The organism is Glaciecola sp. G7-5 (assembly GCF_055808975.1).
In genome coordinates this window covers 2,395,941-2,413,907 of sequence record NZ_CM147892.1, presented here as the reverse complement: position 1 = coordinate 2,413,907, position 17,967 = coordinate 2,395,941, and the positions used below count along the sequence as shown (strand labels likewise).

At 41.4% G+C, this 17,967-nt stretch carries 13 protein-coding genes, 1 other RNA gene and 2 pseudogenes; 10 read left to right on the top strand and 6 right to left on the bottom strand.

Annotated elements, in window-relative coordinates; translation table 11 throughout:
- The first annotated feature begins 29 nt into the window (after positions 1 to 29).
- From AC0L6H_RS10635 to AC0L6H_RS10620, 4 genes are all read left to right on the top strand, one after another.
- Entirely contained in the window at positions 30 to 2,156 is a 2,127-nt protein-coding gene (locus AC0L6H_RS10635; protein WP_473394258.1) for a putative bifunctional diguanylate cyclase/phosphodiesterase, read from the top strand.
- A 214-nt stretch (positions 2,157 to 2,370) separates the two neighbouring features.
- The gene (locus tag AC0L6H_RS10630; protein WP_473394257.1) at positions 2,371 to 3,924 is read left to right on the top strand and encodes a lipase family protein; all 1,554 of its coding nucleotides are present in this window, start codon (positions 2,371 to 2,373) and stop codon (positions 3,922 to 3,924) included.
- 28 nt (positions 3,925 to 3,952) lie between these two features.
- Positions 3,953 to 4,639 (top strand): DEAD/DEAH box helicase, encoded by a 687-nt coding sequence (locus tag AC0L6H_RS10625; RefSeq protein WP_473394255.1) that lies wholly within the window; start codon positions 3,953 to 3,955, stop codon positions 4,637 to 4,639.
- A 22-nt stretch (positions 4,640 to 4,661) separates the two neighbouring features.
- Positions 4,662 to 5,216: a helicase-related protein gene (locus tag AC0L6H_RS10620; RefSeq protein ID WP_473394254.1), complete on the top strand. Its 555-nt coding sequence runs from the start codon at positions 4,662 to 4,664 to the stop codon at positions 5,214 to 5,216.
- 80 nt (positions 5,217 to 5,296) lie between these two features.
- Here AC0L6H_RS10620 and AC0L6H_RS10615 read toward each other — a convergent pair whose 3' ends face one another.
- The 3 genes and pseudogenes from AC0L6H_RS10615 to phoB all read right to left on the bottom strand — a co-directional run bounded on the left by AC0L6H_RS10615 (position 5,297) and on the right by phoB (position 8,444).
- Entirely contained in the window at positions 5,297 to 6,307 is a 1,011-nt protein-coding gene (locus tag AC0L6H_RS10615) for a PstS family phosphate ABC transporter substrate-binding protein (RefSeq protein WP_473394253.1), read from the bottom strand.
- Positions 6,308 to 6,406: 99 nt separating this feature from the next.
- Entirely contained in the window at positions 6,407 to 7,711 is a 1,305-nt protein-coding gene (gene phoR / locus AC0L6H_RS10610; protein ID WP_473394252.1) for a phosphate regulon sensor histidine kinase PhoR, read from the bottom strand.
- Between the two features lie 44 nt (positions 7,712 to 7,755).
- Positions 7,756 to 8,444, bottom strand: a pseudogene (gene phoB / locus AC0L6H_RS10605) (phosphate regulon transcriptional regulator PhoB).
- Positions 8,445 to 8,660: 216 nt separating this feature from the next.
- Between phoB and rdgC the strand changes: the two are divergent.
- From rdgC to AC0L6H_RS10590, 3 genes are all read left to right on the top strand, one after another.
- Positions 8,661 to 9,557: a recombination-associated protein RdgC gene (gene rdgC / locus AC0L6H_RS10600; RefSeq protein ID WP_473394250.1), complete on the top strand. Its 897-nt coding sequence runs from the start codon at positions 8,661 to 8,663 to the stop codon at positions 9,555 to 9,557.
- Positions 9,558 to 9,744: 187 nt separating this feature from the next.
- The gene (locus AC0L6H_RS10595; protein WP_473394249.1) at positions 9,745 to 10,896 is read left to right on the top strand and encodes a sensor histidine kinase; all 1,152 of its coding nucleotides are present in this window, start codon (positions 9,745 to 9,747) and stop codon (positions 10,894 to 10,896) included.
- Positions 10,889 to 11,536 (top strand): response regulator, encoded by a 648-nt coding sequence (locus AC0L6H_RS10590; RefSeq protein WP_473394248.1) that lies wholly within the window; start codon positions 10,889 to 10,891, stop codon positions 11,534 to 11,536. The genes AC0L6H_RS10595 and AC0L6H_RS10590 overlap by 8 nt, the downstream gene beginning before the upstream one ends.
- 11 nt (positions 11,537 to 11,547) lie before the next feature.
- Here the strand turns inward: AC0L6H_RS10590 and rnpB are convergent.
- The 3 genes from rnpB to AC0L6H_RS10575 form a co-directional block, all read right to left on the bottom strand.
- Positions 11,548 to 11,935, bottom strand: an RNA gene (gene rnpB / locus AC0L6H_RS10585) — RNase P RNA component class A.
- Positions 11,936 to 12,047: 112 nt separating this feature from the next.
- Entirely contained in the window at positions 12,048 to 12,764 is a 717-nt protein-coding gene (locus AC0L6H_RS10580) for a YebC/PmpR family DNA-binding transcriptional regulator (RefSeq protein WP_473394246.1), read from the bottom strand.
- 144 nt (positions 12,765 to 12,908) lie between these two features.
- Positions 12,909 to 13,052 (bottom strand): hypothetical protein, encoded by a 144-nt coding sequence (locus AC0L6H_RS10575; RefSeq protein WP_473394245.1) that lies wholly within the window; start codon positions 13,050 to 13,052, stop codon positions 12,909 to 12,911.
- A gap of 312 nt (positions 13,053 to 13,364) precedes the next feature.
- Between AC0L6H_RS10575 and AC0L6H_RS10570 the strand changes: the two genes are divergently transcribed.
- The 3 genes and pseudogenes from AC0L6H_RS10570 to AC0L6H_RS10560 all read left to right on the top strand — a co-directional run bounded on the left by AC0L6H_RS10570 (position 13,365) and on the right by AC0L6H_RS10560 (position 17,740).
- The gene (locus AC0L6H_RS10570; protein WP_473394244.1) at positions 13,365 to 14,630 is read left to right on the top strand and encodes a hypothetical protein; all 1,266 of its coding nucleotides are present in this window, start codon (positions 13,365 to 13,367) and stop codon (positions 14,628 to 14,630) included.
- Positions 14,599 to 14,991 (top strand): hypothetical protein, encoded by a 393-nt coding sequence (locus AC0L6H_RS10565; RefSeq protein ID WP_473394243.1) that lies wholly within the window; start codon positions 14,599 to 14,601, stop codon positions 14,989 to 14,991. The genes AC0L6H_RS10570 and AC0L6H_RS10565 overlap by 32 nt, the downstream gene beginning before the upstream one ends.
- Positions 14,992 to 15,062: 71 nt before the next feature.
- Positions 15,063 to 17,740, top strand: a pseudogene (locus AC0L6H_RS10560) (TonB-dependent receptor plug domain-containing protein).
- Positions 17,741 to 17,967 lie beyond the last annotated feature (227 nt).

Below are 17,967 nucleotides of genomic sequence, written 5' to 3'. Positions count from 1 at the left end.
TCATAAATCCATCAGGTTAAGGAAAGCGCTTGGCACTTATATCTAAAGAAGAGCGGCAGTCAATAGAACAGCGCGTTACACTACTTTGCGAAAATTCGTTCAATGGCTTTGTGGTGACAGTATTGGTTTTCGCTTTTCTGAACTATAGCCTTGTTGACAATGCGCTTTCTCTTAGCATGAGAATGATCCAATTTTTCTTAATGGTGTCAATGTCTTTAGTCTGCTTGGGACGATTATTTGATGCCAAATCCACACTTAAAAATATGCAGTTGCCAAACTTTAATTATGATATGGCACTGACAAGATTCTCCCTTGGTTTACTGTCTAACTGTCTTATTTGGGTTATTTTTACACTGACGTTTATGCCCTTAATGTCTCTGGTTGAAATAACCTTAATGGCGATAGTGCTGTCGGGTTTAGCCGGTGGTGCGATTAGTATTTTGGGCCCTGTCCGTATTTTATCTAGCTTGTACGTTAGCTCTTTGATATTGCCTTTTGCGATTTTGGGTTTTACTTTGGACTATGATGGGTTCTTTTACGTCACAAATTTAGCCATCGCTTTTTGGGGCGTGATGCTACTTACTTCCAAAAAGTCCAGCGATTTCATATCTCAAGCCATTCAGTTGCAGTCAGATAACACTAGGCTATTAGCGCAAATACAAACTGAAAAAGAAGCCTTAGAAAAAAGTAATCTTGATTTACTAACAGCTAACCAAAGGCTCGATACCTATTCTATTAATTTACAAGATGAGGTTGATAGCCGTACGCAGGAAATCTATAGGATATCTAACTTAGACCCACTATCTCAGCTATTGAATCGCTCAGCGTTTTTGAAGTTTTTAGACGAATCACTGTCAAGTGCGCGCTTACAAGAAAAGCAATACACACTCTATTTTATCGACTTAAACGGTTTTAAAGGCATTAATGACAGTTTTGGTCACGCCCATGGCGATTCGGTTCTTAGTGAAATAGCACAGCGGTTAACCCAACTTGCATCGCAGAAATTGACTGAGGAGCCACTTTTGTGTCGCTGGGGTGGCGATGAATTTATTTATGTATGCGAATATAAATGTGAACAAGATACCGTTAGCACGTCACAAGAAATTATTGAAACAATTGAGAAACCCATTGGCGTAGACCTAGATTTGTTAAATGTATCGGCTAGCGTAGGCGTAGCATTATACCCCGAGCACAGCACCGATACCCATGAGCTAATCCAATTTGCTGATCTAGCGATGTATCATTGTAAGCATAATCAAAAACAAAACGCGCTTTTTTATACGCCGGATTTACTAGACGCCTTTTTACGCCAACAACGCTTACGTAAAGCGCTTAGCAATGCTGTCAATAACAATGAATTATTTTTGGTCTTTCAACCTATCATAGATATTGAAGAAAATCGTACCTATGCTTTTGAATCCCTTCTACGATGGCGATGCAAAGGTGAATTAATCAGTCCTGATGAATTTATTCCTATCGCTGAAAAAACCGGCTTTATCATTAATATTGGCTATTGGGTAATTGACAATGCCATAAAAGAATTTTGTCAGCTAACTGATTTTGAGAACTACAAACTGTCGATAAACATCTCATGTGTCCAGATGCTACAACCCGACTTTGCTTATAAAGTCTTGAGTATTTTAAACAAGTATCCAATTAAAAAGACATCCCTACACTTTGAAATTACTGAATCGACCGAAATTCAAGATCAAATTACCTTTGCCAAACTGATTAAACAATTCGTTGATGTTGGCATTAGTATCTCGATTGATGATTTTGGTACTGGCTATTCTTCTTTGCAACAACTACAAGCCCTTAACTTTGATGTGATAAAAATAGATCGTTCGTTTATTAAAGACATGAACAAAAAAGATATTTCGATTGTCTCAGCGGCTAATTTTATTGCTCAGCAATTTGAGGCAATCACTATCGTTGAAGGCGTTGAAACACAAGCGCAGCTCAATCTAATTAGGTCATTAGGTTTACGCTATGTGCAGGGTTTTTATTTCGCGAAACCCATGGCTTTTGATGTACTTAGTAAATGGAAACTTGACCTTAACAAAACAAAGCATGGGCATATAAGTAGCAATACAACGCCGCAAAGACGCCACGCTTTGCCAATGGTCAAGAGCGACTACAAAGGTCAGTCTGTCTAGCTGGCCTATCTTCATAGTTTTCCTGATCTATTACTTGCAGCAACAAAAGCGCCCGTTTAATTAAGCAAACACCTACCCCAAGCAGCAGTTCTTCTTGCAAACATGCACGTTATTACCTAAATTAAATAAGCCGTCGTTGAAGTTGCACGCAGGGCTTTGTTCGCAGTACTCAATGCATTAATAGCAAATAATACTAAAAAAGGATTGCACGCTCATGGACAAACCGTCTTCTAATCAATCATCTTCAGATGGTTTTAGCATCTTTCGTTTTTTACGAGCTTCATTAGGTTTGGGAGCCGGGACCAGTATACTAGCGTATTTAAGTGGCAATGATGGTGCGGGTAGCGATGAAAAAACCACTACCGTTGGTGATGTATTTAACAACATATATGCGCAATTACTTAGCGGTTACCAAGCCATTATTGAGTTTATCGCCGGCATAGATGCCTATGTCGCGGGCGGATTTGCCTTGGCGCTATGTGCAATTTTGGCAAAATTATATAATCGCCGAATAACCACCACAACATCCCAAAAGCAATATTTTGATTCGATTAACGCAAGCAACATCCCGCATACGCGTATAGGTTACAGTGACCGTATGTCATACACGATGGGCGAATTGGCAGAGCTTGCGTACATCCCATGTGAAGATATCTCTTATTTGTTTACGCCGGCACTTAGCCCAATAGAAAACTGGGCACAAAAACTTAGCATCGATAACGCCAGCAAAGATGAACTCAACAACATACTAAAAAATGTGTCAAGCGGTGCAGAGCACTTCGAGGAGGTATTAAATAAAGGCTTAAAAACCGGCTCCTTTAACCTAGTAGAGCCCTATCTTAGCAATCAGACTATAGAGTTTAAACAGCATCAAACACCAAACAATATTAGTAAGTTAAGCGCCCAAGGTTTTGTCTGCTATCACAAAAATCCAAGCCCTAAAAAAAGCTTCATTGTCGTCGCTTTTAGAGGCTCTGAATCAAACGTGGAAGATTGGCTAACCAATGGTGATGCCCAGCCTCTAATAGATGCACAAATTGCACAAGCAGATATGCAATTACTCGCCCAGCGCAAGATATTTGGCTTTGCTGCCAATCCAGCAGAGCGTTCTGGACGTGTACATAAAGGATTTTATGGCGCCTTTTTAGCACTCGCACCGCAAATAATGAAAAACATTCAAGCGGCAAAAACAGCCCTTGGTGAAGAAGACTGTCCCGTTTATTTCACCGGGCACTCGTTAGGCGGCGCGATGGCAACCATCGCTGCGCGTGAATTATTGCCTGACAGTAACGGCGCCGTATATAGTTACGGGGCACCGCGTGTTGCGGACTACAATTATTTTAACGGTATGAAGACGCCTATTTTCAGAGTAGTAAATTCAAGTGACATTGTGCCCAGGGTCCCGCCTGGGGTTTATGCGCCAATCTTTAAACTGCCTATTTATGTAGTAAGGTGGGTGTTTTCAATACGCCAAGGTATTGAAAGCCCTGAGCACCCGCTGTTGTCAAAAATATTAGACAAAGCCGAAAAATATACAGACAGTCTGTCCTATTACCGCCATTATGGCGACCTCCGTTATTTAACCGATGTAACAGAATCAAAAGAAGTGAAAGCGGAAATATTGAGTAACCCATCTAAGTTTGATCAAGTATTTTGGTTTTTTACTGCGATAGGCGCGTCTTTCGGCAAGCCGATTAAAAGCCATTCTATGCAGATTTATCGCAATAAATTAAAAAACATTGCAGCAGCTAGAAATAAAAAGTTGTAGTTGCTAGCTCGTCAAGGAAGTATCAACTATGTCTTTTACCACGCTAGGCTTATGCCAAGCGATATCAGAAACGCTTGAGAAATTAAACTACAAGCGTCCAACACCTATCCAACAAAAGGCTATACCAGCGGTATTAAGTAAATTAGACCTGATCGCAATAGCGCAAACGGGCACAGGGAAAACTGCCAGCTTTGTGTTGCCTATATTACAGCTTCTCGCTGATAGCCCAAATAACACCCCAAAAAAATTACGCGCACTCGTGATTGCACCAACACGCGAACTTGCGGCCCAGCTCGACAAAAGCGTTAGCCAATATAGTCAAGCCTTAGATATTAGCTCGTCAGTTGTGTTTGGGGGCGTGCGGATTGAAGCTCAACTATATGCCTTAGAGCAAGGTATTGATTTACTTGTTGCCACGCCAGGCCGCCTCATAGACTTATATAAACAAGGAGCGATAAACTTTGAGCACCTTGAAATACTCGTATTGGATGAGGCTGATCGCATGCTCGATTTAGGCTTTGTTGATGACATTAGCTACATCCAAAGCTTACTTCCCAAAGACCGGCAAAGTTTACTTTTTTCAGCAACCTTCTCCAAAGACATTAAAGCATTGGCTAAAAATATGTTAAACAAGCCGCTGACAATAGAAGTAGAAGAAACAAAAGAATCTGGATGCGATAACGCAAACCATACACCCCGTAGACCAAGCGCGTAAAAGTGAGCTTCTTATACACTTATTGAAACACAATAGCTGGTCACAATTATTAGTTTTTACGCGCACCAAGCGCGGTGCTGATGAACTGGTTGCCACACTTGAAAATTTAGCTTTTAGTGCAGATTCTATTCATGCAAACAGAACTCAACGAGCACGCACATTGGCTTTAGAGGCCTTTAAAAACGGTTCGCTTAAAGTGCTTGTTGCTACCGACATAGCAGCAAGAGGCATTGATATTGAAGAGCTACCTTGCGTTATTAATTTCGACCTACCCTTCGTGCCAGAGGACTATGTGCATCGCATTGGGCGAACGGGCCGCGCAGGAGCAAAAGGAAGCGCAATTTCATTTTGTAGCTTGCAAGAAAACAAACAACTACAAGCCATCGAACGATTTATCAAACGCAAATTAGAAATGACAATAGTCAGCGGCTTTACGCCAACAGAAAAAGCATTAGCAGCGCCTGCAAAGGATGATGACCAATACGGTAATTTTGAAGCTGACACCCTCCCTAAAGGAACAAAGAAGGCACGCAAAAAACGCAGTAATACAAAGTGGGGAAACAAAAACTGGCGCTAAACTAGTAAGGAACAAAAGCACGGGGTTTACGTCAAATCGGCAGTTCTCAGCAAGGCGAGATTGGGTGATAAAGTCAAAACCTATTGGAGAACCTCTAGGGGTTTTATGTTGGCTTCTAATTGTACTAACTGACTTTCAGCAACTCGCCGAGAGATTGCAAAGTATCCATTTTCCTCTACGATTGCTTGGCCTTCAGGCGATAATACAAACTTCAGAAAGGCCTTCTCTAAGGTCGCCAGCGCTTGGTCGGGTGGTTTGTTTACAATAATATAAAGGTAGCGCGTAAAAGGATATTTGCCTTCTCTTAAGTTCTTGGGGCTTGGTGCAAAGTACTGCGAAGTGCCAATGCTTCTTTCGTTTTTTATGGACAAAGTCTTTACATTATTATTTTTGTAACCTAGTGCAGCATAACCTAAACCACCAACACTAGAGGCAATAGATTGCACGATTGAAGATGAACTCGGCATTTCATTCACCGTAGATAAATAATCTCCGTTGCATAAGGCTGTTTGTTTAAATAAATCATAAGTACCTGAAGCCGAATTACGCCCAAACAATTGTATTTTGCGCGCGGCCCCAAATTTTTGTATTCCTAGCTGTTGCCATTCAACTAATGCTTGCTCGCCACCACACAGTCTTGTCGCCGAAAATATGGCGTCGACCTGCGCGGTGCTTAGTTTATCAATAGGGTTATTCTTTTCGACGTATATCGCAATCGCATCAATAGCAACAATTAGCGCGGTTGGTGGGTAACCATGTACATTGCTAAAGTTACTAATCTCTTGCGCGCTCAACACTCGTGACATCGGGCCTATACCTGCACTCCCTTGTGTCAATGCTTGGCTGGCCGTTGCCGATCCCGTTGCCTGAATCTGAAATTTTATATGGGGATATATTTCCTCAAAGCGTTGCGCCCAAATAGCCATTAAACCCGCCAATGTATCTGAGCCTATAGACGTAATAGTGCCATAAACACCCGGTGTCGTTTTATAGTCTTGAGCGTCTACATACACAGATGTTGCCTGCGTTACGATGTTTTCGTTTGCTTGAAGAGCGGGCTTAATTTCGTTTTGGCTACGCGTTTGGGCCATGCTGCTATTACTTATGATAAGAAAGCACGAAGAAAAAATAAAAACTAAACGATGAGCGTTTTTTCTTATAGTCATTGTAAAAGCCTGTATCGATGCTTATTACCAATCATCAGCAATAAATTCATTGGCTAGCAAAAAGGAAAACTTACTGCCCTTACCTAGGGTACTATGGATCTCCAAATTAGCATTATGATGATGCAAGACATGCTTTACAATAGACAAGCCCAATCCTGACCCGCCGGTTGTGCGAGAGCGAGCTTTATCGACCCGATAAAAACGTTCCGTTAACCTGCGCAAATGCTTATCTTCTATTCCGTCACCATTGTCTATGACAGCAAAATAAGCGCCTGTTGCTTTTCGCTTCCATTTAACTTCAATTTTGCCACCACTGGGGGTGTAGTGAATCGCGTTAAATAATAAGTTTGAACAAGCACTGCGTAATTCTGTTTCAACACCATAAACACGCAATTCATCGTCAACATTAAAGCTAATGCTATGGCCTTTGTTTTTATTTAAGGCCCTGGCCTCAATTTCGATTTGTTTGCACATGGCCTGCATGTCGACCACGTTTTCAAAAATACGGTCGCTTGAGGATTCAATACGCGACAATATTAATAAATCTTCAATTAGCACTTGCATGCGCTTGGTTTGTGAGCCCATTTCCGATAGCGCTTTTTCAACAATCGGCGGGCCGTCACTGTTTGTCCCTTCAAGGACTTCTAAGTAACCATTAATAACCGTTAAGGGTGTTTTTAGTTCATGCGACACATTAGCAACAAAATCTTTACGCATTTCTTCTAGATGCGAAACACGAGACACATCCCGAACAATCAAAAGTAATTGGTCTTGTCCGTATTCCATCATTCGGTATTCAAACATTTTGTTTGGGTTGGTCGGTGCTGGGACTTCAATAGGAAACTGATAGTCACCCTCGTGTAAAAATTCAACGAAGCTGGGGTGACGGATGAGATTGTCGATACGCCGGCCATTATCGTCTGGCCACTTGAGTCCTAATTCAATTCGTGCATTGCGGTTGCACCACATTATGCGAGCGTCTTTGTCGATAACTACCACAGCATCAGGCAGTGCTTCAGAGCCTTCACGAAAACGCTTTACCAGTGCGCTTAAGTTTTTGCGTTTGTTGCGATTACGCCGTTGCAGGGAATATATCCCCTCATAAATATGCAGCCAAATTCCACTAGCAGCAGGCACTGACATCGCACGGCTATGCCACAGCCATTTGGTCAGTCGGTACAAATGGATATAATTAATGATTAGCATCATTGTGATTGCTAGCATAAAAGCAGCAACCAATTGACCCGTGATGATCCCTACTAATAACACAGCACTTAAATATAAAGCGAAGCGCAGTAACGTGCGTGACCATGATTGTGGATAGTACATTATTGAAACCAGTTGTTGTTACACGAACGTTAGATTAAGAAAAACTAGCCTTTCACAGAAAAACGATAACCTGAACCGCGTACCGTTTGAATAAGACTATCATGCCCGTTTTCAGATACCGCTTTTCGCAAACGCCGAATATGCACGTCTACGGTGCGATCTTCAACGTAAACATTGGTACCCCACACATTGTCAAGAAGTTGCTCACGGCTATACACACGCTCAGGGTGAGTCATAAAAAAGTGCAATAATTTATATTCCGTCGGACCTAATTCTACTTTACTTTCGTTGCTTGTCACTCTGTGAGAAGTTGGCTCCAGCAACAATCCATTGACCTCAATAGGCTCTTCCTTTGACGTTGGTGTCACTCGGCGCATTACCGCTTTAATTCTGGCCACAAGTTCTTTTGGCGAAAAAGGCTTGGTGACGTAATCGTCGGCACCAGACTCTAAGCCTCTAATTTTGTCATCTTCTTCACCACGCGCGGTCAACATAATGACAGGAATATCTTTCGCATACTCGTGCTGCTTAAGATGTTTACACAACTTAACACCACTTCCCCCGGTAACATCCAATCCAACAAGATGAGATCTGGGTAAGGTTCTTTTATTTTAGCCAAACCCACGTCGTAATCTTCAGCCTCAACTACGTTAAACCCTGATTGCTCCAAAACAAAGCTCAACATGTCGCGTATTGGCGCCTCATCTTCGACTAATAAAATTGTCCGTGGCATATTTTTGTTCACTCGCATTATAAATTTTGCCTGTATTATTAGAGTGATATGTGACAGTTTTATGAAACAACTAAGGAAAGATGTCAAGCAATGAATTTTAAAAACCACAATGTTACGAAAAAATAAACATTATGCGCAAGAAAAACGCATCTAGTCTTTGACCCTTAGCCGAGGTGTTGTTACCCTCTCGCTCTATTTTTGATAAGTGAAAAGCGTATGTGGTTTAAAAATTTAAAAGTTTATCGTTTTACTAGTGAATTCTCCTTTGACGAAGAAAAATTGCAGGGCATGCTCGAGAGTATGTCTTTTCGCCCTTGTTCATCACAAGAAATCTCTAGCATGGGTTGGGTTAGTCCAATTCCTAAGTCAGAAAATTTGTTTCATCAAGCAAATAAAGACTTTTTGTTTAGCTTAAAGCGTGAACAAAAATTACTTCCTGCCAGTGTGATAAACAGTGAGCTTGTACTGAAAGTAGGTGAAATTGAATCTGAAACGGGTTCACCCATGCCTAAAAAAGCGCAAAAAGATCTGAAAGAAGAGATTACGCAGCGTTTATTACCGCGCGCCTTTAGTAAGTTTGGTGTGACTAATGCCTTTGTTTCTCTTGATCAACAAATCGTTGTCGTAGATTCGAGTTCAGACGGTAATGCTGAAGCCTTTTTAGCCTGTCTACGAAAGTGTATTGGTAGTTTGCCTGTTGTTCCGTTTTCTAAATCCCAGCAACAAGAAATACTGACCGATTGGCTGATGAAAGACGCGCCAGCTGGTTTTGAACTACTTGATGAGGCTGAGTTTCAATCTAGCGCCGAAGACGGCGGCATCATAAGATGTAAGAAACAAGATTTAGATGCAGACGAAGTACTTGGCCATGTGCAAGCAGGTAAAATGGTACACAAACTAGCCGTATCTTTCCAAGATAAACTGACTTGTGTGATTGCTGAAGACTTGTCGATTAAAAGATTGAAGTTTACCGACATTGTACTTGAACAAAACGAAGACATAGAGAAAGAGAACGTAGCGCTGAAAATTGATGCCGATTTTGTGCTCTTTAGCAGCGAAGTAAAAGCCTTTATTGCAGAATTAAATAAAGTCTTTTCCCTCGACGAACAGTAATATTAAAAGGCACTGCTTGCGGTGCCTTACTTTTCCTGCTTAGTAGCTTAAGTGTCCCTATAAAACATAAGTAAGCATTTCATAAGGTAAAGCGAAAAAGCATAAAATGACTTTTGGCCTATGTTGTTACCTGCGAGTTTGGTGCTAAGCTAGGCGCTATATAGTTCCCACAAAATAGCGCTATTCTATGCAAATAAAACACATGTCCCTCGAACGAATGTCCGCCGTGATTACGTGGTTAATTGTGTCCGGGTTCAGTTTATGGATGATGTGGGACTCTGATGCATTCAGTGCTATTCATCTTGTCCTTTCCTCGTTACTTTGTGTCGTATACATTGTCATATGGTTTTATATTACAAATGAAGCTAGAGACAATAGTAATATTCTGAAAAAGCGCTTCGCTACTGTGGCATTGTACTTTATCATTATTGCAATTTATTTTGCCATCCCAGTCACCTTCATCGCAATTTTCATGGTGATATATAGTGCCGTTACGCGCTATTTTATGAGCTTTAAACGCGCTCTTGTCCTCTCACCGTTATTGGCCTTGCCTTTATTTTTGGTACATAGCTTTTATTGGGACCATAGTGGCGTGGTGGTCAACGCATTTTTGTTCTGGACCTTCAACATATTCGCGCTTGTTATGGTCAACACAGGCATGTCTGAACGCGATGCACGCATGGAAGCAGAGCTTTCTAATAGACAACTTCGAGCAACCCAATTTTTGCTCAATGAAGCAGTGAAACAAGGCGAACGCGTGCGCATTGCTCGTAATATTCACGACTTACTCGGACATCATTTAACCGCCCTCACTATTAATCTGCAGGTTGCATCTATAAAGTCCGAAGGTGAAGTAAAAGGATCTATAGAACAATGCCACCAATTAGCCAAGCTTCTGCTGAGTGACGTACGCGAAGCAGTTAGCGATATTCGAGATAAAAGTAAATTGGATCTTGAATCAAGCATTCGCGCAATGCTAGAAAAGCTCCCCAAGCTCTCAGTAAACCTGGACATCGACCAACACATTGAAATTGACGATATTCAAATAGCCGATACTATTGTCAAAACGGTACAAGAGAGTATTACCAACACCCTTAAACATGCCCAAGGTAAACATATTAATATGAGTTTAGCCTATGCGAAAACGAATAACAGCGACCTAAAACACATACAAGTAGATATTTACAACGATGGGAAGATGCCTAAACACATTCATCAAGGAAATGGCTTGACGGGTATTTCAGAGCGTTTACTTGCGCTACGAGGGAAAGCAAAATTTATGATCGAATCTGGCCAGTTTCATACACAATTACTTATTCCGGTGGCACAAGATGATTAATGTATTACTAGTAGATGACCAAACCCTAGTTCGCCATGGGATTAAAAGTTTATTGGGTTTATCACCTGATATTAATGTGCTTGGAGAGGCAGAAAACGGACTCAGCGCCCTCACCTTATTAGAGAGTGCAGACATGAACGTTGATGTTGTGCTTATGGATATACGGATGCCCAAAATGACGGGTATAGAGGCACTTATTGCTATGCGCGAGAAAGATATAAGTATACCGGTAATTATGCTCACCACCTTTGACGACCACGAATCGGTTATGCAAGCAATAAAAGCGGGAGCAAAGGGATATCTGCTTAAAGATGTGAGCCTTGAAACCCTTGTTCAAAGTATTGAGACAGTGCACAAGGGCGACACCTTAATTCAGCCAGCAATTACTGAACGTTTAATACAAGGTTTGCAGGGCATTAAAGGCGAATTTGAATCAAGCGATATGCCAGACCCATTAAGCAAGCGAGAAACCGAAATATTACGCTTGATGGCAGCAGGTTGTTCAAATAAAGAAATTGCTGACAGCCTATTTAAATCAGAAGGTACTATTAAAAATCAGGTGTCGAGCGTGTTAAGTAAACTCGGTGTAAGGGATCGCACGCGGGCAGTTCTAAAAGCAATAGAACTTGGCTTTATTTAACTGCTTAAAAAAAGTAGAGTTGGCCGCATAAGCCGGGTTCTGTAGTCTTCTTGCGAAGAATGACAATCATTCGTCTAGGTTATTGATCACTCAATAACTCAAGCAACCTACCCGTTCCCAACGCGGGCCGCGCCGTCAGGGAACCTATTTGGTCTTGCTCCGGGTGGAGTTTACCTTGCCATATACTGTTACCAGCAATGCGGTGCGCTCTTACCGCACCCTTTCACCCTTACCTGCAAGGCTTGCGCCTAGCGGGCGGTCTCCTCTCTGCTGCACTTGTCGTCGGCTCACGCCGCCCAGACGTTATCTGGCACCCTGCCCTTTGGAGCCCGGACTTTCCTCCCCTTAATGACAGTTACTTTAGTAACAACATTAAGCAGCGATTGTCTGGCCAACTCTAGCGCGGAGTATAAACTATGTGATGTGTGGGTTATATAAAAACTTGCCGCTTGAAGGGGGTAAAGGCCAATAAAGTTATATTATTGGCCTTACGCTTAGGCTAATAGCTGGGCTATACGTTTGCATCGTGATAAACGTTTTGCACGTCGTCGCAGTCGTTTAACATATCCATGAATTTTTCAAACATGGGCATGTCTTCTTCGCTAATGTCCTTAGTATCTTGAGGCACCCAGCTGATTTCTTCAACATCAAATTCGATGTCTGGATAGGCTTCGGTCAATGCCGTTTTCGCTTTAAAGAATTCAACGTGAGGCACAAATACCGTTACTTGGCCATCGTTAACTTCAACGTCGGTCACATCAACGTCCGCATCCATCAATACTTCAAGGATAACTTCGTCATCGTCACCGGCAAAACCAAAAATGGCTAAATGGTCAAACATGAAGGCTGAAGAGTTTAAACCGCCCAGCTTACTGTCGGTTTTAGTAAAACAATTACGAACATCGGTAATTGTGCGATTTACGTTATCTGTTAAGCAATCTACGATCACCATGCAGCCACCCGGGCCAAAGCCTTCATAACGGGCTGGCGCAAAGTCTTCACCGGCGCCACCAACGGCTTTTTCAATAGCCTTGTCAATAACATGGCTAGGAACTTGGTCTTTTTTCGCTTTTTCGATTAAACGACGAAGAGATAGATTTGCTTCTGGGTCGGGCCCACCATTTTTTGCAACAACGTAAATTTCTTTACCGTATTTTGAATACACTTTGGTTTTTGCCGTTGCCGTTTTGGCCATTGAGATTTTTCTTACTTCGAACTTTCTTCCCATAAATCACTCTTCACTGTTTTGGTTGTGGTATTGTTTTTGATAGCCGAATATGAAGACCATCACTTCACTATGTTATACACTTATTCATTATTGTACTCAATTTATGTAACCCTTGCAGTGTTTAGCTAATTATTTATTGTCAAACTAACGCACAACAGCAATATTGCCCAATACTTGCCTATGCAAATCAAGCAAATTTTGCTCAATAGCTTCTGGTGTATGCTCAATCACGCAACAATTGCGCTCGTCAACATTGCCTACTTGCACACATAAAATCGTATTTTTCATTTGCCCAATAAAATCCAATAAAAGCAGCGAACTTAGCCCTTATGCCATTGATGACAAATCTCCTAAAAGTGAAATTTGCAATATAACCTTTAGCTAGTTATTTTGGCAAAGCTGCTTAAAACCCAGATTCCAAAAGTTTAAAAAATGCAATAAAAACAGCAATATAACTAACTACGTGAACTTTTTATTACATCTTAACAGTGTAACAATATTGTCATATTCATACTGTACCTTACACCTCGTTTACAAAAATCGATGCAACAAACTGGCATCACAATAATACACATGAATTTTTTGTTTGGAGACAAAAGTATGAATTTATCACGACTCTTTCGAGTTAGCGCAGTAGCTTCTGCAATTGCATTGACAGCTTGTGGCGGAGACATCAACATTACCCCGACTGTTAATGACAATAGCGCAGATAACAGCGTCAATAACTCGAACAATACAACAACTACCAATCCTGATCCTGTGGTAGAAGTGGATTGTGCGTCTTACACATCTGATGTGGGTGTTGTTGAAGGTGTTAAATCAGGTGCAGATTGCATATATAGTTCATCTTTTGCAAATGGAAATATCAGTATTACTCAAAACATCACGCTTTCTGAGTTACCAGATGGTGGTGTTCACAGATTCGAACAAGCACTACAAATAGGTGCAGACGGTCAAACGTCAGAAGGTTTTGTCGTACCTGCTAACGGTCCTACACTAACTGTTGAAGCTGGCGCAACAGTTGCATTTGATTCAGGTGAAGCAATATTACGTATTGCACGCGGCGCTAAAATTCAAGCAATTGGTACGTCAGAAAAGCCAATAGTTTTTACATCTTCAAAAGCGTTTGACCGATTCGATACCGCTGGTCAAGGTCCACAGTACGCTGACTGGGGTGGTATTATTATTAATGGTAACGGTATCACAGATAACTGTACTGATGCTGAGCGAGATGCGAACACATGTGACGTGGCTTCAGAAGGTATTACTAGCTATTACGGCGGAAGCAGCAACGCAGAGTCAAGCGGAAACATGGAATTTGTAAAAATTTGGTATGCTGGTTCAGGTCCACGCGCCGGTGGCGGTGGTGACGATTTGAACTCACTCACGCTTAATGCGGTAGGTGCTCAGTCTAAGTTTGAATATATCCATATTCACCAAGGCTTTGATGATGGCATTGAAACATTTGGTGGCGCAGCAAACCTTAAGTATATCGTAGTGACCGATACTCAAGATGATTCATTTGACTTTGATGCTGGTTACCAAGGCAAGCTACAATATTTATTTGTTAAACACGGCACAGTCAATACGCGCACTGGCACGGTTGCAAACATGGGTAACGGTGGGTTTGAGCAAGATGGTGCTAAAAACGACAATAGTCGTACTTCTGGAGATTACACGCAATCTCCTGTGTCTAAGACAACTATTTCAAACGTAACTGTAATTACAACAGATGAAAAGTCAGTACGTGATGATGATTCTTCAACAGCTATGAAGTTTGATGATGCATACACGTCGGATTTTTATAACGTATTGTTAGTGAGATCCTTCAGAAGTGAATTCACCTTGCTTTACTTTCAGTGGTGATGGACACATTAATTCAACTAAAATTACATTTAACGGCGCTGTTGCTGCTTGCCCTGAAGTGACTGCTAGTGGCACGTTCGATGATCCAGATGCAGATAATCCTGGCGCAACTTTAGCGAGTTGGTGGGAAGGTCAAACAAATGTTCAGACGTTGGCATTCGGTTCAGAAGTCTTAGTTGCTGACATACACACTAACGTTGGTGCTGGTACTCCTATCACAGCAACTGCATTTGACCCTGCTACCCTAGACGACCCGTTCTTTACTGGTGGTAACTTCATAGGTGCGCTTTCATCTGAAGATACCTCTTCTACATGGTATAACTGGGTACGTGCGGCATACGATGCTGCAGAACAAGATTAATAGCGTCATTTAGTCTCTATATAGGCGCTCCACAGAATTTAGAGCGCCTTTTTTTAATCTTGGGAAGCATTATGAAGAAATTGAATAAATTAAGTGCACTGACTGTTGCGGTCGCGTCAGCATTGTTGCCGGTGTCCCTAATGGCTCAAACCTCTGATGAAGAAAGCATTGAAGAGGTGGTGACTAAAGGTACGCGCTTGCAAGGAACCGCAACAGCGGTAATTGAAGAGAGAAAAATCAAGCATTCGTTGCCGATATATTGGGCGCTGAACAGATATCGCGAACAGGTGATAGCGATGCTGCTTCTGCCCTTCGCCGTGTTACCGGTCTAACCTTAGTAGACGGTAAGTTTATCTATGTAAGGGGGCTAGGTGAACGCTATTCAAGCGCTAGATTGAATGGTGCAGCTGTTCCAAGTCCAGATTTGAGTCGTAACGTCATCCCTCTGGATATTTTTCCATCTAATATAATTGAATCGTTGTCTGTGCAAAAGGCATATTCACCTAACATCCAAGCTGGATTTGGTGGTGGGTACATCGATATTAGAACTAAATCAATACCAAACGAATTCATTGGGTTCGTTGAGTTAGGAGTAGGTGACAGATTAACTGACGCTGACGACATTAGTTATAATAACAGCGACGCTGGGGTGTCACCTGATCTTAGGGCGGCTATTGGGAATCTTCGTGGGGATTTCAGTATTGCCAACATTATCACTCGACAGTCTCTTACCGATGGGGATACCACCGCTGCGCAGCAGGCAACAGAATTCAATAAGTCACTAATGAAGACGCTCTACAGAGATTATGGTGTGTCACAAGACAGTGCTGATATTGATTGGAGTGGTAAGTTCGGCATTGGTAACTCTTTTGATGAGGATATTTTTGGCGGGAAAATTGGAGCTATTTTCTCAGCTGCCTACGATAGAAGCACGACTTCAGCTGAAAAAAGGACGGCAGTTTTGTCTGATGGTGTTCAAGCTGGATGTGCTACTGAAATAAACGTCCAGGAAGATTTAGCCAATATTTGTTTTGATACTTTCAAAGACATAACTAGTACGACTGTAAATGAACGCTTGAATACTTATCTTAGCCTTGGTTATGAATATGACACTCATAGCATATCCTACACTAATATTTATTTGAAAGATGATGAGGACGAAGCTGAGATTTCTTTACTTCAAGCCCCAAATGCATCTTCAATATTTACGATATTAGGAGATGGCGCAGCTGATAAAGAACATAATTTCTTCTATGAAGAGCGTGAGCTTAACGTTCATCAGTTCATAGGTCAGCACACCTTCCTTGATTATTGGGGTATTGGATTTGACTGGCAGTATACTGAGTCAGAAGCGACCACGGAAATACCTGGGAATGCTGAATTTACGTTCAGAAATAATTACGATTCAAATGGTGTGTTATCTAACACGGTCATTACTGGTGATGATAACCGAGTTATCTATAGCTTCACTGATATGGATGACAACGTTAAATCATACAGCGGTAATTTTTCGTTACCTATAACAGGTGATGGCTACGACATAGAGTTAAAAGCAGGTTACGATTTTACTGAAAGGGGACGTTATTATACTACTGATGGGTTTAGTATCGATAATGTGGGAGGCACTGCGACTGTTATAAACGCCAGTGGTGCTGATACCTTAAGTGATTCAGGCTTTTTAACTGATCAATTTGTAGACAGTAATTTTGTAGCAATCAATTTCAACGAACCAATTGCACCAAATGCAGATGATTATATTGCTGCACAAATGGTAGAAGCTGGCTACGGTATGGCTGACCTTATTTGGGATAACGTTTATCGTATTACCGGTGGTGTTCGTTGGGAGCAGTTTTCGCAGACCGCAATTGCGTCTTCATCTCTTATTTTCACTCAGCAGGACTTAGATATATTCTATGATCCTGATACGATTGAAGCTGGAAGTATTAAAGAAGATGACGTTTTTGGATCTTTGGCTTTTACTTATTTACAAGATGATTATCAGCTTCGTGCAAGTTTTGGTCAAAGTGTTGTTCGACCAGATTTCAGAGAAGTAGTCCCAGTGTTCTATTTCGATCCACTGACTGATATTAGAACATTTGGTAATCCGAATTTGGTTACGTCATCAATAAACCATATAGACTTGAGATATGAGTATTACGGGGATTTAGGCAATAGTTACTCAATAGCATTGTTCCACAAAGAGATATCTGATCCAATTGAAAGTAGATTGCGACGCGGAGATGAAGACTACAATTCTCAGTTTATTAACGGTGAAGAAGCAACTGTCACCGGTATTGAAGCAGAGTTTTTAAGAGACTTGTCCGAAGTTTACAGTGGATTATTTGTGTCTGGTAACGTTACTTTAAGTGATTCTGAAGTCACTATCGACCCAGCGCGTGCAGGAGCGGTAACAAACACGACCCGTCGAATGGCAGGCCATTCTGAGTATGTTGTTAACTTCCAACTAAATTATGATTCTGCGAATGGCGAACACGCTGCTTCGTTAGTTTATAATGTATTTGGCGAGCGCATTTTGGCTAGTGGTTTAGGTGGTAATCCAGATGTATTTGAACAACCTTTCCATTCACTTGATTTTGTATATAGTTATTACCCGGACTTTAATAGTACCGTGACTTTTAAATTGCAAAATCTTCTTGATGAAGATCAAGAGGTGACTCAGGCGGGTGTAGCGGTGCGTGAAAGAGAAACACCGACTGGTCTTTCAATTTCATATAATTACAACTTCTAATCATAAATAGTCATAAAGTGTGACTCTAAAAACCGTCAACAGTTTATGTTGACGGTTTTTTTGTTTGCCCAGCCAAACTGGCAAACAAAAAGCACGATTTTTGCCTGCAGATAGGTAAAAGCAAAACACGTAGTTTTGAAGTCATCCCTCATTCGCCTTAAGCGATTGATATTAACCATCAATAAAGTGGACTATTGAAATTTCTATTACCAGTACCAACTGAAACC